Below are 14,051 nucleotides of genomic sequence, written 5' to 3'. Positions count from 1 at the left end.
CGGGAGCCCGCTCCCCCGCCTTCGCGCATGGAGCAAGCCCTTCCCGCCCGAGGCGGGAGGGGCTTGCTTCCGTTCGCGATGCTGGCCGGAGGCTTGCTCCTGCTCGCCCTGTTGGCTTTCGTCAGCCTGACCCAAGGCCTGTCGCACATCTCCGTCGCGACGGCGTTCGACGCCCTGATCGCGCCCAAGGATACGCCGGATCACCGCGTCATTCACGGCGTCCGGCTGCCTCGCACCGCGATGGCGCTGCTCTCCGGCGCCGCGCTCGCCGTAGCCGGCGCGCTCATGCAGTCCGTCACGCGCAATCCGCTCGCCTCGGAGACGACGCTCGGCATCAATGCAGGCGCCTTCCTCGTCGTCGCCGTCGGCACGGTCTTCTGGCCGGGATTGCTGCATCAATATGCGTTCCTGTTCGCCGTCGCGGGAGGCGCGGGGGCCGCGCTGCTCGTGTTCGGCATGGGCGGCGGCCGCAAGGGCACGCCGATCCGGATCGCGCTGGCCGGCATGATCGTCACGCTCGTACTGTCCTCCGTCACGAGCGCGCTCCTGCTGCTGTTCGAGCAGAGCACCCAGGGGCTGTTCCTGTGGGGTTCCGGCTCTCTGAACCAGAACGACTGGAGCGGCGTCCGCTTCGCATGGCCTTGGGTCGCCGGCGGACTCGCCGCCGTGCTGCTCGCCGTGCGCCACCTGGACCTGCTCGCGTTCGGCGAGGAGACGGCGCAGTCGCTCGGCCACCGCGTCGCGGGCACGCGCATGTTCGCCATGGCCGCGGGGATCGTGCTCGCTTGCGTCAGCGTCAGCATCGTCGGCCCGATCGGGTTCATCGGGCTGCTGGCGCCGCATATCGTCAAGCTGAGCGGCATGACCCGGCATGCCTGGCTGCTGCCGCTCAGCGCGATTTGGGGCGCGGTCATTCTCCTCGGCGCCGACACGATCGCGCGCGGCTTTACGACCAGCGCGGTCGGCGAGCTGCCGGCCGGCGCGGTGACCGCTTTTATCGGCGCGCCCTGGATCATCTGGCTGGCGCTGCGCGTCTCCAGGCACGCGGCGTCCGCTTCCGGCGCGGAGAGCCGGGCTTCGATGCAGATCGCCTTGTTCGCCAGGCGCATGCCGTACCCGCTGCTCGTCCTGACGTTCGCCGCGCTGCTGATCCTCGTCAGCCTGGCCGCGCTCATGAGCGGCACCATGCATTTATCCGCGGAACAAGTCGTCTCGACCCTGCTCGGAAAAGGGACCCCGCTGCACGAAAAGGTGCTGATCGACCTGCGGCTGCCCCGGCTGCTGACGGCAGCAGCCGTCGGCATCGCGCTGGCCGCCAGCGGCAGCCTCATGCAGAGCGCCGTGCGCAATCCGCTCGCGGACCCGCAGATCGTAGGCGTGTCGAGCGGCGCGGGCGTGGGCGCGATGCTGCTGCTGATCGCCTTTCCCGCGCTCCCGTCCGGCTGGGTGCCGGTCGGCGCTTTCGCGGGCGGCCTGGCCGCCGCCGCGATCGTCTACGCCGCGGCGTGGCGGCGCGGTCTTAGCCCGACTGTGCTCACGCTGGTCGGCATCGCGGTCGCGGCCTCCGGCAGCGCGCTGATCAACATCCTCGTCGTCTACGCCAAGCTGACGCTCGCGCCGGCGCTCGCCTGGCTCGCAGGCAGCACGTACGCCCGCAGCTGGACGGAGCTCGGCCAGACGCTGCCGTTCATTCTGGCGCTGCTGCCGCTCGCTTGGTGGCTGGGGCGGCGCGTCGACCTGCTCTCGTTCCACGACGAGAGCGCGACCGGGCTTGGCCTGCCCGTGCGCCGCACGCGGCTCCTCGTCGCGCTGCTCGCCGTGCTGCTCGCATCCGTCGCGGTAGCGGCAGTCGGCGCCGTCGGCTTCATCGGCCTGCTCGCGCCGCATGCCGCGCGCATGCTGGCAGGCTCCAACCACCGCCGGATGCTGCTGCTGTCCTCCCTCATCGGCGCGGTGCTTCTCGTCGGCGCCGACTGGATCGGCCGCATCGTCCTGTCGCCCAGGGAGATCCCTTCGGGCATCGTGGTCGCGCTCATCGGCGCGCCCTACCTGGTGTTCCTGATGTTTAGGTCGGGGGCGGGCAAAGGATAAAAAAACGATGGCAAGGCGGAAACTCCGCCAAGCCATCGTTTTTTTCGCTTATTTTGATTATCCCTCCGCCGTCGCGGCCTCCGCCTTCACCGTCTCCGAAGCGAGCACGGCATGCGGCTTCTTGAGCTTGGCGACGAACAGGCTGAGCGGCAGGGCCGCGAGCGCGACGAACGTCGCGATAAGGTACACGTCGTTGACGCTCATCGTGAACGCCATCATCTCGATATGCTCGCGGTTCTGGTCGCCCGCCGTGGCGAGCGCCGTGCCGTGATCGAGCGAACGCGAGGCGAGCAGCGTCGTGAAGATCGCGATCGCGAAGGAGCCGAAGACGTTCCGCGTCCAGTTCGAGATGGAGGAGGCGTGGCCCGAATTTTCCCGCGAGATCTCGTCCATCGCCGCGTTGCTTGAAGGCATGACGACGAACGCGATGCCCAGGTTCCGCACGATCATCCACCAGATGACGTAGGTGTGCGAGACGTCGATGCTGAGCCAGCTGAGCGCGAGCGTGCCGACGGTCAGCAGAATAATGCCGACGGACATCAGGACGCGCGGCCCGACGACGTTGTACAGCTTGCCGACGATCGGCATCATGAGCGCCATCGCGAGCGAAGCCGGGAGCAGGATCAGGCCCGTGTCCATCGCGGATACGTGTTGGATCCGCTGAAGGAAGATCGGCGTGAGCAGCGTACCGGAGTACAGGCTGATCGTGATGATGTTGGCGATGATCGTGTTCAGCGTAAAGCGGCCGTTTTTGAAAACGCGCAGGTTGAGCAGCGGCGCCTTCGCCGTCAGCTCCCGCCAGATGAACAATGCCAGCACGAGCAGGCCGCCGATAAGCAAGCCAATGACTTTTCCGGAGTCCCAGCCCCAGTTGTGGCCTTGGCCGAGCGCCAGCAGCAGCGCCGTACTGCTGAGGACGACCGTGATGAAGCCGAGACCGTCAAACGACTTGGGAACGCTAAGCCGATAATACGGAATGTACAGGTACACGAGCAAAATGGCGATCAGGCCGATCGGGAGATTCATGATGAACAGCCATTGCCAATCGAAGTTCTGCAGCAGCCAGCCGCTGATCGTCGGCCCGAACGCCGGCGCCAGCATCGCGGACAAGCCCCAGAAGGCGATCGCCATCGGTTGTTTGCCGCGCGGGATGATTTGATAGATAATGGACATGGTAGCCGGGATGATCAGGCCGCTGAATGCGCCTTGGAGGACCCGGAACAGGATCAGCGAAGCCTCGCTCCACGCAGCCGCGCACAGCGCGGACGCTGCCGTGAAGCCGATGAGGGAGAACAGATACAGCCGCTTGTAGCTGAACCGCTCGCCCAGGTAGCCGACGATCGGGGCGGTCGTGCCCATCGCGAGCATGAAGCCCGTGAGCGTCCACTGGACCGAGCTCAGCGAAGTGTGAAAGTGCTCCTTGAGCGGCTCAAGCGCGAGATTGATCGTCGCCGAAGCCAGGACGCACAAGAAGGAACCGATAAAAATGGACAGCATGACCGGCCAAAAACGTATCTCCGGCGTCTTTTTTTCCGTATTCATAATCGCTTTTCCCCATCTCCCAGCTTATATGTCTATATTTACATATAGGAAAACGCCATAATGTTACTACTCTTCCTCGCCTATGTCAAAGCAATTTTTCTGATAAAGGAGCAACGACGTGAACACCCTCTCCTACGGACTGCTGAGCCTGCTCGCGCAATCTTCCTATTCCGGCTACGATCTGATGCTGCGGATCCAACCTTTCTGGCCCGCCAAGCACAGCCAGATCTATCCGCTGCTCGCCAAGCTTGAACAGGAGGACTACATTCGCTTCGAGCTGGTCCCGCAGCGCGACAAGCCCGACAAGAAAGTGTACTCCCTGACCGGCAAGGGCCAGGAAGCGCTCAAGGACTGGTTCGATCAGCCGACGGCCGAGCCCGCGCTCCGCGACGAGATGATGCTGAAGGTGTTCTGCATGTCGTACGCCGATCGCGAATCCGCCCGGAAAATGCTTGCCGACCGTCTTGCCTACCACAAGGAGCAGCGGCGGAAGTACGAGCACAAGCTGGCCGAGCTGAAGGAGAGGGAGGGTTGGCCCGAAGCGGGCTTGCCCGCGCCCTCCCACCCGTTGTTCGGCGCCTATCTGCTGACGCGCAAGGCGATCATGTCGAACGAGACCAACACGGAGTGGTGCAAGTGGGTGCTGAGCCTGCTGCCGGAGGCCGATTAAGGGCGTCTGGACGGGCTCGCGCCCGCCCGATCAGGCTCATCGCCTGCACGACGACAGGCGCCGCTCTCGTACCCGTCTCGCCGACCGCCCGATTGCCCGATTGCCCCCTTGCCCGATTGCCCCCTTGCCCTGCAGATCCTTTGCCTTACAGGCCCCTTACTTTATAGATTCCTTGCCTCACAATCCCTTGCCTTACAGATCCACCTCGACCATCGACTGCGCCATCGTCGGATTGTCGGTGATGATGCCGTCGACCTGGAACTTCAGCACTTCCTTCAAGTCCCGCCGGTCGTTGACCGTCCATACCCACACCTCGCGGCCGCCGGCATGCGCCTGCTTCACGAGCTGCTTGGTCAGCATGATCTGCTCGATCGTGTAAAAGTCGACGTCCAGCGCCGACAGGTTGCCGAGCGCGAAGTAAAGAATCTGCCCGATCTTGATCTCGGGATCGAGCGCCCGGATATGCCGCAGCGCGTTCCCGTCGAACGACTGCACGTAAGCGTCCTTCTCCATGGCGGTGTCCCGGATCAGCCGGACGACCTCCTCCGCCAGCGCGTCGCCGTTGCCGTACGGCTTCAGGTCGACGATCAGCTTGATGCGCCCCTGCGCTTCGGACAGCACTTGGCCCAGGGTCGGGATCCGTACCGTTTCTCCGTTCTCGTCCTCTCCGATGTCCAGCCCGCCGAGCTGCGCGTAGGTGAGGTCGGCTATGCGCGCGTTTTTCCCCGTCATCCGCAGCAGATTGCCGTCATGGAACAGCACCGCCACCCCGTCCTTGGTCAACTGGACGTCCAGCTCGACCGCCGTCATGCCCTTATCGATCGCCGAGAGGATCGATTGCAGCGAGTTTTCCGGGCCGCCGGCCGCGTCGCCCCGGTGCGCCGCGATCGTCACGCTCCACTTGGCGTAGACGAGACCGCCCGTCGCCCGCAGGCCGATGAACACCGATAGGCTCACATAGACGACCGCCATAGACCCGATCAGCAGGCGCCTTCTTTGAATTCCTTTTACATAACGCCCGATACGGCCCTCCAGCCGCCCGAGCCGGCTGCGGTATACGGTCAGGCGATCCTGCGGCTTGACGCCCGAGGAACGGTTGAAGTTGTAGAACAGCCGCGTCAGCAGGATGATGTTGACCGGCAGGAGCAGCAACGCGAACATGTACGTCAGAATGGTCGACAGCGTCAGCGAATAATGACGGGAAAAGATCGTCAGCACATTGATATCCAGCCAGGTCGGCAGGTAGGAGAGCGACGAGATCGCCGACGAGCCCGCCGCGAAGACGGTCGCATTAAAAAGAAACAGCGACAGAAAGAGCTGCGGGCGCCTGCCCCGCGTGAGCGCCTGGCTGCTGCGGATCGCCTGGGTCGTCGTCTTGCCCTCCAGCACGATGAAGTGCAGCGCGAATATCCACCGCAGCAGCGCGTACAACGCGGCGACGATAAGAATCGCATACACGAACGTCATCGTGAACGATGCATCCAGCAGCTCGCGGTTCAGGAAGACCGGAACGTTGAACAGCGCGTAAAAGGAAGCCGACAGCGGCGAGTCGATGAACGGGATCAGCACGAGCAGCATGAACAGCAGTTGAAAGATACCGAAGCCAAGCAGCCGCGGCGTCTGTCGGATCGTCGTTTTTACCGCGTCCGCGATCGCGATGTTTTTGCCGAAATAATGCTGCTGTACGAGAATGATCAGCACGATCAGTTCGATCAGCACGGCGAGGGACGCGACCAGGCCGATCAGCGCGAGACCCAGCACGCCGTTGTAACTGAGTCCCAGCCGGTAGACATCCCCGTTGAGCAAGGAGCCGGAGCCGACGACCGTCAGAATCCGGTTGAACATGTACGTAATGACGGGTACGACGATGAAGCTCGTGGCGAGCATATACAGGTATTCGAAAAGCAGAAGCTTCGGATAGGTGGCGCGGAAATCGCGGAAGGCTCTGCCGAGCAGTCTAAACATATCGATTCATCCCAGTTCTATAGGTAGTATGAAGGCCTGCGAAGCCCGGGTCTTCTCATCATACCATCCTCGTAAAGGGTCCCGGGCGATCTTCCCCGCTCTTGGAACGCCGGACTAGGCATATGCATACCTTATCCTATGTTCAAACAGACGGAGGTATCGCCATGAGCTCGCCTTACACCACCGGCGGCGCGACGACGCCGCTCTATCAATGCGCATCCCATGTCCATGACGCGCTGAAGTCCGTAAAGGACCACATGCACGGGCTGTGCGCCCAACATGCCGGCAAGCTGGCCAGAGTCGAAACGCTTGAAGGCGACGTGTTCGAAGGACACCTCATGCACTGCGACAGAGGCATCCTGTACATGAACATCCCTGATAGCCGCGCCTTCTTCCCCGGCCCGCAGGTTCCGTTCGGAAACGCCGGCTTCGTGCTGCCGCTCGTGCTGTTCAACCTGCTGACCATCTCGCTGCTCTAATCGCAGCCCAGCCAGCCTCATTACTGAATAACGAGGAGTGAGAAATAATGGCCTTTATGCCGCCATTCGGACCGCAAGGCACGCAGCAGGCGCCTACGGCGCCGCCGCCGCAGTCCCCGCCGCCGAGACCGCTTACCGCATCGGCCCTGGCTGTCGATCCGGGCGCCATCCGCGGCTGCCTGTTCCGCAACACGTACATCTGGCTCCGCAACGGCCAAAGCTTCTGGTTCTATCCGACTTTCGTCGGCAGGACCTCGGTATCCGGCTTCCGGTGGAACGGCTTCTTCTGGATGTATTCCGGGATCAGCCTGGATCGGATCGAAACGTTCACGTGCTTCTGAGGCTAATCCGCGAAAAAAGAGCGGGCGCCGGTCGATCCGGCGCCCGCTTCGCGTCTTTCGCGTCTATGGTTGAATCTCGTCCGAGCTCCACTCGAACACCCAGGGGCCGCGCAGGACCGCGGTCGGATTCGAAAAGGTGAGATTGACCGTCTTCGTGCCAGGCTTGACGTTCACCTCCATGTATTCGTACGCGCCGGTGCGCTCGCTTAGCTTGGCCATGTAATTCCCTTCGGCATACAGATTGTAGAGCATGCGGTCAGGGCGTTCCTCCGTATGGAAATCCGTATAGATTCGCAGTCTGTCGGATGCGATGAGCTCGGTCTTCGTGATCGTGACCGGGTATCCCGCGATCTTAAACGTCTTGTTCAGGTTCTCGACAGAGTCGACGGGCAGCTTCACGGTCGCCTCATCATGATAGGCCACGCTGATCTCGGGGATTTTCATCGTATACGCTGCTCCCGGTCGCTCGCTCAACGGAAAATATAGCTCGCTCTGCGGAGCCCCCATGCCCCGAACGAACGACAATTTCAGCGGGACACCCTTTTCCTGCACGATGAACTGCTCGTTCGAGCCGTATCGTATAGGCGCTTCCATGCCGTAACTATTAATCCTAAATGACTTTTACGGAGGCGATATCAGCGAGATTCTCGCCCGGTCGCCGACACGATCGGCGATCGCCGTAACGGATAAGCCGTTAAACGTCGCGGTCTTGCCCAGTTCCGCGTAGCTGGCGCCGGAATCCGCCTGCTCGAGGCGCGCCTCGACTTCCCTCGCGGGCTGCAGCGGCAGACGCAGCTTGATCGCGCCGGAGAGATCGAGCTTGCCTTTGTGCCAGAAGGAAGCGGTCCAATCGTTGGGCGTCCAAGCCCCCATATTGCTCGGTATGTCGAACACTTCGCCCCGCTCGTTCACCAGCTCCAGACGATCCACGCGCGGCGCCTGCTCCCCCGCCATCGTGATATAGGTCATCTCTTCGTCGGAAAGGATGCCGGTGATCGTAATTTTCCCCCCCGCTTAAATTCAGCACGATCGGCTTTTTCAGCACATACCGCACCGAAGGCGAGTCCTCCTCCGACACGATCCCCGTGCCCGGCGAAAATTGAAACGTCTTCCTCAGTGCCGCCCACACCCGATCGTGATTCGCGATTCCCGCCGAGAGGACGAGCAGCGCAAGAAGGGCGGCGGCGATCGCTAACGCGCGCCTTCCACGGCGTCCTTCCGAATGCTCCCGCTCCAGCGCCGCCGCATCGATCCCCCGCGCGACTCCGCTCGCGAAGCTCGTCCGGGAGGGGGGATCGTCTCCATCAACCTTTTCAAATTATCGGTAGGCATCCTGCCCCTCCTCTCCCGCTCGCCGCTTCAGCTTCGCCAGCGCGCGATACAGCATCGTCTTCGCCGTCCCGAGCGGCAGCTCCATCACCTCGGACACCTCGCGGATCGTCAGGTCGTAGTAATATCGGAGCAAGACGACTTGCTTCTCCTGCACGTCCAGCAGCTCGAGCAGCGCCTGGAGCGAGATGGCGAGCGGCACGTCCGTCTCTTCCTCCGCAAGGAGCGTCTCCTCGTACGCCGGCTTCCACGCCGCTTCGTTTCTTCGTTTGCGATAGACATCCATAGCGCAGCGGATCGCGATCTTGACGAGCCAAGTTTTGAAGTAGCGTGGTTCCTTCAATCCGCGGATGGACTTGTAAGAGCGATAAGCCGTCTCCTGTACGACGTCCAGCGCGTCGTCCGGATTGCCCACATAGATATAAGCCGCCCGGTACAGATCACCTTCGTACTGCCCGAACAGCTCCGCATAGGCCTCGCGATCGCCCTTTTGCGCTCGTTTGAGTAACTCCAGAATGTCCATCCCCCCGCTTCGCCGTTGCACCAGTCTATATTCATTAGACGTGCGGCCGGCGGATTTGGCTTTGATCCTCACCACGCCGCTCTACGCCCTCCCCCCTGCACCGCTTCCGTCTGCAAATAGCTGTTAGATTACATTTATTTGTTGACGGATCCTCGACTGTAAAATGATAAGTGTCCAAACGCAACTAATTCGCCAAAACCATCCGGTATTCGTTGCTTTGTTGTGAATTAATTGCCTTTTAACAGCTATTTGGCGTACAAACGTACGAATCGTGGCAAATAAATGCTTTTCAACACTTATCGCATCGCATCGCATCGTACTTACATCGCACCTCCGCACCCGCTGGCGTCTGCCCACCTCGAGTAACGCCAAAAAGCCGGACGTCCCCGCGCCCGACTCGTGCAAGCTTCCCATGAATCCGCGCCCAGCGGCCGGTCGTCAAGCGCTCCGCTTTGCGCCTGCTTCAACCGGCGGCCCCCGCCCTTACTCCGGCTTCGCGACCGATGCCGCCCGGCGCGTCTCCCACTCTTACTCCGGCCTCGCCACCGCTCCGCGTGTCTCGCCGCCTTTGCCCGTGCCTTTCCCCTTGCCGCCCGACAGCAGCCACCCGCCCACGGCGATCACGATCAGCACGGCGTAGAACGTCAGCTTCCAGCCCGTGGACTCCGCGAAGTCGTGCGGGATAACGTGCAGCGAAGGATGCGCCAGCGTGTGCACCGCGAGCTTGACGCCGACCCAGCCGACGATGACGAAGGCGGCGATCTCGAGCGACGGCCGGCTCTCGAGCAGCTTCACGAACAGGTTGGCGGCGAAGCGCATGATCAGTAGACCTAGGAACCCGCCGAGGAAAATGACGGCGAAGTGTCCGCCGTCCATGCCGCCGATGCGCGGCAGGGTCGTCTCCGGCAGCGCGACGGCAAGCGCCACGGCCGCGAGGATCGAGTCGATCGCGAAGGCAATGTCGGCGACCTCGACCTTGATGACAGTCGGCCAGAATCCGGCCTTGGGCTTCGCGCCCGTATGCGGCTCCGCGTCCCGCTCGCCCTTTTTGACGATCGCTTTTCTGAAAATATGGTTGAGTGCGATAAACAGCAAGTACAGCGCCCCGATCGCCTGCACCTGCCAGACGTCCACCAAAAACGAAATCGCGAACAGCGAGGCGAAGCGGAACACGAACGCCCCCGCGAGGCCGTAAAACAAAGCTTTTTTCCTTTCCTTCTCCGGCAGATGCTTGACCATGATCGCCAGCACGAGCGCGTTGTCGGCGGCGAGCAGCCCTTCGAGCGCGATCAGCACCAGCAGCACCCAGCCGTACTCCATCAGCAATGCGAAGTCCATGATTGCTCCTCCTCGTATCGAAATTTTATCGAATCGTCGGCCTGCCGCCGTTCTTCCCTCGAACAAAACAAAAGAGACCTCTGCCTTGTTCAAGGGCAAAGGTCTCGCTAACAATGCCGTCGCAGGCAATGCCAATAAAGCCGGAGAGCAAGCTCTCGTACTGACGACTTTATTGTGGCAGCTACTCCCCTTCGGAGTCGGTATGCAAGATCGGATTGCGGCGAAGCGCGATCCTGAGTTTGTACGGCGCGGCGGGCGGGAGGTTTCAGAAAAATGGCGCTCTAAAGCAAATGCATCTTCGCCTCCGCCTCCTGCCACGGCACCGTATATCCGCTTCCCTTGGCGCAGAAGATCGAGGCGGACGTGTACAGAGGGTCGGCGTCCTTCCGGTAACCTTTCCGCTCGATGACCTCCTGCGCATTGTGGCATTCGTCGTAGCCGCCGAAGGCGCAGCGAATGCTGCCCCGGCCGTGCGTGAAGGCGGCCAGTTCGGCCGCGTAGTTCATGAACGTCGCCACGGGCACCCGGCCGGTGACGATCGCATGCGCATCCGTCGTCTGCGGCGGCTCGAACTGCCCGCTGGCGCGCTGGATGTCGGACAGCACCCGGCCCATCTCGTCGATGCCCACTTTAATCTTGAAGTCGTAGAAGGGCTCGAGGAGCACGTTCTCCGCTTTCTCCAAGCCCTGCCGCAGCGCCCGGAAGGCCGCCTCGCGGAAGTCGCCGCCGTGCGTATGCTCCTTATGCGCGGCGCCCCGCAGCAGCGTGATCTTGAGGTCCGTGACCGGCATGCCCGTCAGCAGGCCGTGATGCTCCCGCTCGTACAAATGCGTCCGAACGAGATTCTGGTTGCCGGCGCTGAAGTCGTTCGGGTGACACGCGCTCTCGAACGCAATTCCGCTCCCCCGCTCTCCGGGCTCGAGCAGCAGATGCACCTCGGCGTAGTGCCGCAGCGGCTCGAAGTGTCCGTACCCTTTGACGGCCGTTCGAATCGTTTCTTTGTACAAAATCTCCGGAGGGCCGAAGGAGATCTCCATCCCGAACCGCTCCTTCGCCACCTGCTCCAGCACTTCGAGCTGGATCAGGCCCATGACGTGCAGGTGAATCTCCTGCAGGCGCTCCTCCCAGACGACATTCAGGGACGGATCTTCGGCATTCAGCATCTGAAACGCGCGCAGCACGTCCTTGACGTACAGCGACTCGGCGAAAATCACCTTCGACTGCAGCGTCGGCACCATCTCGTAGGCCGGCTTGTCCGTGCAGATGCCGAGCCCCTGGCCGGTCTCGGCCCCGGACAGTCCGACGACCGCGATCAGATCGCCCGCCGCCGCCCGGTCCACCGCATGCGATCGGCACCCGTTGAAAGCCAGCAGACGCGTGATCTTCTCCTCATGCCGGATGCCGTCACTCTCGTAAGCCAGCTCGTCCCGGACCTGGAGCGCGCCGCTCAGCACCTTGACGAAGGTGAGCCGCACGCCGTTCGCATCGTGGCGGATCTTGTAGACCCGTCCGCCGAACGGCGCTTCCTCGTCATAGGCAGAGGCCGTCAACAAATGCAGCTGCGCTAAAAATTCGGCTACGCCCGTGTCCTGCAGCGCGGAGCCGCTCGCGCACGGGAAGAGCCGGCACTCCCCGACAAGCTTCCGCAGCGCCTTCAGCCAATAGCCCGGATCTCCGCGCCCCTCCAGGTAGGCCTCCAGCAGCGCTTCGTCCCGCTCCGCGAGGCGCTCCCGCAGCGGCTCGCCGACGATGCCGTCCGCCGCAAGGCTCCCCGCGAGCGACACCGCGTCCGGCGTCAGATGCGCGCGGATCTCCGCCAGGACGCCTTCCGCATCCGCGCCGACCCGGTCCGTTTTATTGATAAAAAAAGAACGTCGGCACCCCGTGCTTGCGCAGCAGCCGCCAGACAGTCTCCGTGTGCCCTTGGACGCCCTCCGCCGCGCTCACGATGACGATCGCGCAATCCATCGCCAGGATGGCCCGCTCCATCTCCGGCGAGAAGTCGACGTGACCCGGCGTGTCGATTAAATAATAGGTATCTCCTTTATAAGACAGAAGCGCTTGATCCGCAAAGACCGTAATACCCCGCGCCCGCTCGATCTCGTGGCTGTCCAGATAAGCGTCCTTGTGATCGACGCGGCCCCGCGCCCGGATGCTGTTCGTATGGTAAAGCAGCTGCTCCGCAAAGGTCGTCTTGCCCGCGTCCACGTGGGCGAACAGGCCGATCGTCTTCCGCATGATGGATCCCTCTTCCGATGCTGATTGCAATCACAAGCTTCTCCCATTAAAACATAATCAGCCGCGTAAGTAAGCTCGTTGTTAAAAGGCAATTAATCTCTCCCCATCGGCGACTTGGGAGTCAGATAGATGCACGATCTGCATACGCGGACCGTACAATTTGGCAAGATTCTTAATAGGAGAGGCGAATCCCACGCTTCCTGAAACCTCAAACAAAGGAGACCGCCGACTCGGCGATCTCCCCCCTGTTCTTCCGCTTATGACATAGCCCGTCAGGCCGGCATCCCTGAACCTGCCAGCCTTTTCTTCAGCCTTGTCGCGACGTGATACGCTTTGAGATAGCAGCCTGAGAGCAAGAACAGGCTCCGGCTATTCAGCAGCGCGAAGCCGCGCAGCGGCAGCCAGGTTCCCGGATCCCCCGCGATTCTTCGCATGCTGTCGTAGAAGTACTCGTGGCGGCTGGCCTGCTTCAGATCGTTCCGCAGCCTCCCCAGCCCCGAGCGGTTCTCGAGATTGTGCAGGCTGTTGTCGAGCACGCGGTCGAACAGCAGTCCGGCCGTCATGTTATCGGTCTTTTCCCGATCCTCGTAGGCTTCGTAATAGAGCCTGAATTTCTCGACGAGCGTCAGCTCTTTCTGCAAATAGTCAGGCTTGAAGCTGTGCATGAGAGACCCTTCGCGCTGATAATAGTTGTACAAGGCTACGGGAACGGCGGTCACGACGCGCGTATGCAGCAGATAGAACAAATTGAACAGCACGTCCTCGCTGAACACTTCGCCGTGCGCGTCGAACCGGATGCCGTGCCCGCTGATGATGCTTCGTTTATATAGCTTGTTCCAGAGGACGACCGAGAACTTTTTGTCCAGCCAATACCGGTCGATGCCGCATTCCGCGATGCTGACGGTCCCATCGGTCAGGCCGAGCGCATTCGGGACGACTCGCTGATCGTAGACCGTGTTGTAGTCGCATGCGCAAATGTCCGCGCCGGTCGCAAGCGCCCGGCCGTACAGCGTCTCGAACATCGCCGGATCCGCCCAGTCGTCTGCGTCTACGAACCCGACATACGTCCCGGAAGCCGCATCCAGCCCCGTGTTTCTCGCGCCGCCTTGTCCTTGGTTGGCCTGACGGATCACCCGAATCCGACTGTCCGCCTCGGCATAACGCGCCAGAATGTCGGGCGAACGGTCCGTCGAGCCGTCGTCCACCAGGATGATCTCGATGTCGCTTAACGTCTGTCCGACCAGGGAATCCAGACATCTGGGCAAATATCCCGCGACGTTGTACACGGGCACGATAATACTGACTGCTGGCTTCATGGGGCAATCCTCCGTCAGATAGAAAATGTGGAAAAGGCCGGATCGGAATTCGTGCATGTATGTATGTAATCGCGGAGGAGGAATCCGGGACTTCTCGCATGGATGAGGGTCATTTCGAAGGGACAGACTCTTATTACTTAAACCCCAAAATGGAAATTTAAACGAAAAATTTCAGCCTTAAGACTTATACGCATGTCCGACGGGAAGCCGAGGTTGATT

General features: G+C 61.7%; 11 protein-coding genes and 1 pseudogene. 4 read left to right on the top strand and 8 right to left on the bottom strand.

What is annotated here, in order from left to right:
- Positions 1-27: 27 nt before the first annotated feature.
- Positions 28-2,091 (top strand): Fe(3+)-hydroxamate ABC transporter permease FhuB, encoded by a 2,064-nt coding sequence (gene fhuB / locus OMP38_RS27210; protein WP_420869771.1) that lies wholly within the window; start codon positions 28-30, stop codon positions 2,089-2,091.
- Positions 2,092-2,148: 57 nt separating this feature from the next.
- On the opposite strand, the gene OMP38_RS27205 is transcribed toward fhuB, so the two are convergent.
- The gene (locus OMP38_RS27205) at positions 2,149-3,633 is read right to left on the bottom strand and encodes an MDR family MFS transporter (RefSeq protein ID WP_277567877.1); all 1,485 of its coding nucleotides are present in this window, start codon (positions 3,631-3,633) and stop codon (positions 2,149-2,151) included.
- Between the two features lie 118 nt (positions 3,634-3,751).
- Between OMP38_RS27205 and OMP38_RS27200 the strand changes: the two genes are divergently transcribed.
- The gene (locus tag OMP38_RS27200) at positions 3,752-4,303 is read left to right on the top strand and encodes a PadR family transcriptional regulator (RefSeq protein ID WP_277567876.1); all 552 of its coding nucleotides are present in this window, start codon (positions 3,752-3,754) and stop codon (positions 4,301-4,303) included.
- Positions 4,304-4,495: 192 nt separating this feature from the next.
- Here OMP38_RS27200 and OMP38_RS27195 read toward each other — a convergent pair whose 3' ends face one another.
- Complete coding sequence (locus OMP38_RS27195; protein ID WP_277567875.1) at positions 4,496-6,268, bottom strand: glycerophosphodiester phosphodiesterase; 1,773 nt, start codon at positions 6,266-6,268, stop codon at positions 4,496-4,498.
- Positions 6,269-6,432: 164 nt separating this feature from the next.
- Between OMP38_RS27195 and OMP38_RS27190 the strand changes: the two genes are divergently transcribed.
- Together OMP38_RS27190 and OMP38_RS27185 are read left to right on the top strand one after the other, a co-directional pair.
- Positions 6,433-6,747 (top strand): hypothetical protein, encoded by a 315-nt coding sequence (locus OMP38_RS27190; protein WP_277567874.1) that lies wholly within the window; start codon positions 6,433-6,435, stop codon positions 6,745-6,747.
- 47 nt (positions 6,748-6,794) lie between these two features.
- A complete protein-coding gene (locus tag OMP38_RS27185) occupies positions 6,795-7,088 on the top strand; it encodes a transporter (RefSeq protein WP_277567873.1) in 294 nt (97 codons plus the stop codon).
- Between the two features lie 63 nt (positions 7,089-7,151).
- Here the strand turns inward: OMP38_RS27185 and OMP38_RS27180 are convergent, their stop codons facing one another.
- The 6 genes and pseudogenes from OMP38_RS27180 to OMP38_RS27155 form a co-directional block, all read right to left on the bottom strand.
- Positions 7,152-7,682 (bottom strand): hypothetical protein, encoded by a 531-nt coding sequence (locus tag OMP38_RS27180; RefSeq protein WP_277567872.1) that lies wholly within the window; start codon positions 7,680-7,682, stop codon positions 7,152-7,154.
- Positions 7,683-7,709: 27 nt separating this feature from the next.
- A complete protein-coding gene (locus tag OMP38_RS27175; protein WP_277567871.1) occupies positions 7,710-8,057 on the bottom strand; it encodes a hypothetical protein in 348 nt (115 codons plus the stop codon).
- Between the two features lie 349 nt (positions 8,058-8,406).
- Positions 8,407-9,015 (bottom strand): sigma-70 family RNA polymerase sigma factor, encoded by a 609-nt coding sequence (locus OMP38_RS27170; protein WP_338130669.1) that lies wholly within the window; start codon positions 9,013-9,015, stop codon positions 8,407-8,409.
- Between the two features lie 453 nt (positions 9,016-9,468).
- On the bottom strand, positions 9,469-10,278 hold the full coding sequence (locus OMP38_RS27165; RefSeq protein WP_277567870.1) for a TerC family protein: 810 nt from the start codon (positions 10,276-10,278) through the stop codon (positions 9,469-9,471).
- A 281-nt stretch (positions 10,279-10,559) separates the two neighbouring features.
- Positions 10,560-12,519: pseudogene (locus OMP38_RS27160) on the bottom strand (GTP-binding protein).
- 269 nt (positions 12,520-12,788) lie between these two features.
- A complete protein-coding gene (locus OMP38_RS27155) occupies positions 12,789-13,832 on the bottom strand; it encodes a glycosyltransferase (RefSeq protein ID WP_277567869.1) in 1,044 nt (347 codons plus the stop codon).
- Positions 13,833-14,051: the final 219 nt, after the last annotated feature.

It is taken from the genome of Cohnella ginsengisoli, from assembly GCF_029525555.1.
Lineage (GTDB): Bacteria > Bacillota > Bacilli > Paenibacillales > Paenibacillaceae > Cohnella > Cohnella ginsengisoli.
The sequence above is the reverse complement of the archived record's forward strand: the minus strand, read 5'-3'. Positions and strand labels throughout refer to the sequence as shown.

Excerpts from the sequence above, each read along its gene's own strand:
- OMP38_RS27205 (WP_277567877.1), bottom strand. The coding sequence starts at position 3,633 with ATGAATACGGAAAAAAAGACGCCGGAGATACGTTTTTGGCCGGTCATG.
- OMP38_RS27185 (WP_277567873.1), top strand. The coding sequence starts at position 6,795 with ATGGCCTTTATGCCGCCATTCGGACCGCAAGGCACGCAGCAGGCGCCT.
- OMP38_RS27180 (WP_277567872.1), bottom strand. The coding sequence starts at position 7,682 with ATGGAAGCGCCTATACGATACGGCTCGAACGAGCAGTTCATCGTGCAG.
- OMP38_RS27175 (WP_277567871.1), bottom strand. The coding sequence starts at position 8,057 with ATGACCTATATCACGATGGCGGGGGAGCAGGCGCCGCGCGTGGATCGT.
- OMP38_RS27165 (WP_277567870.1), bottom strand. The coding sequence starts at position 10,278 with ATGGACTTCGCATTGCTGATGGAGTACGGCTGGGTGCTGCTGGTGCTG.
- OMP38_RS27190 (WP_277567874.1), top strand. The coding sequence starts at position 6,433 with ATGAGCTCGCCTTACACCACCGGCGGCGCGACGACGCCGCTCTATCAA.
- fhuB (WP_420869771.1), top strand. The coding sequence starts at position 28 with ATGGAGCAAGCCCTTCCCGCCCGAGGCGGGAGGGGCTTGCTTCCGTTC.
- OMP38_RS27195 (WP_277567875.1), bottom strand. The coding sequence starts at position 6,268 with ATGTTTAGACTGCTCGGCAGAGCCTTCCGCGATTTCCGCGCCACCTAT.
- OMP38_RS27155 (WP_277567869.1), bottom strand. The coding sequence starts at position 13,832 with ATGAAGCCAGCAGTCAGTATTATCGTGCCCGTGTACAACGTCGCGGGA.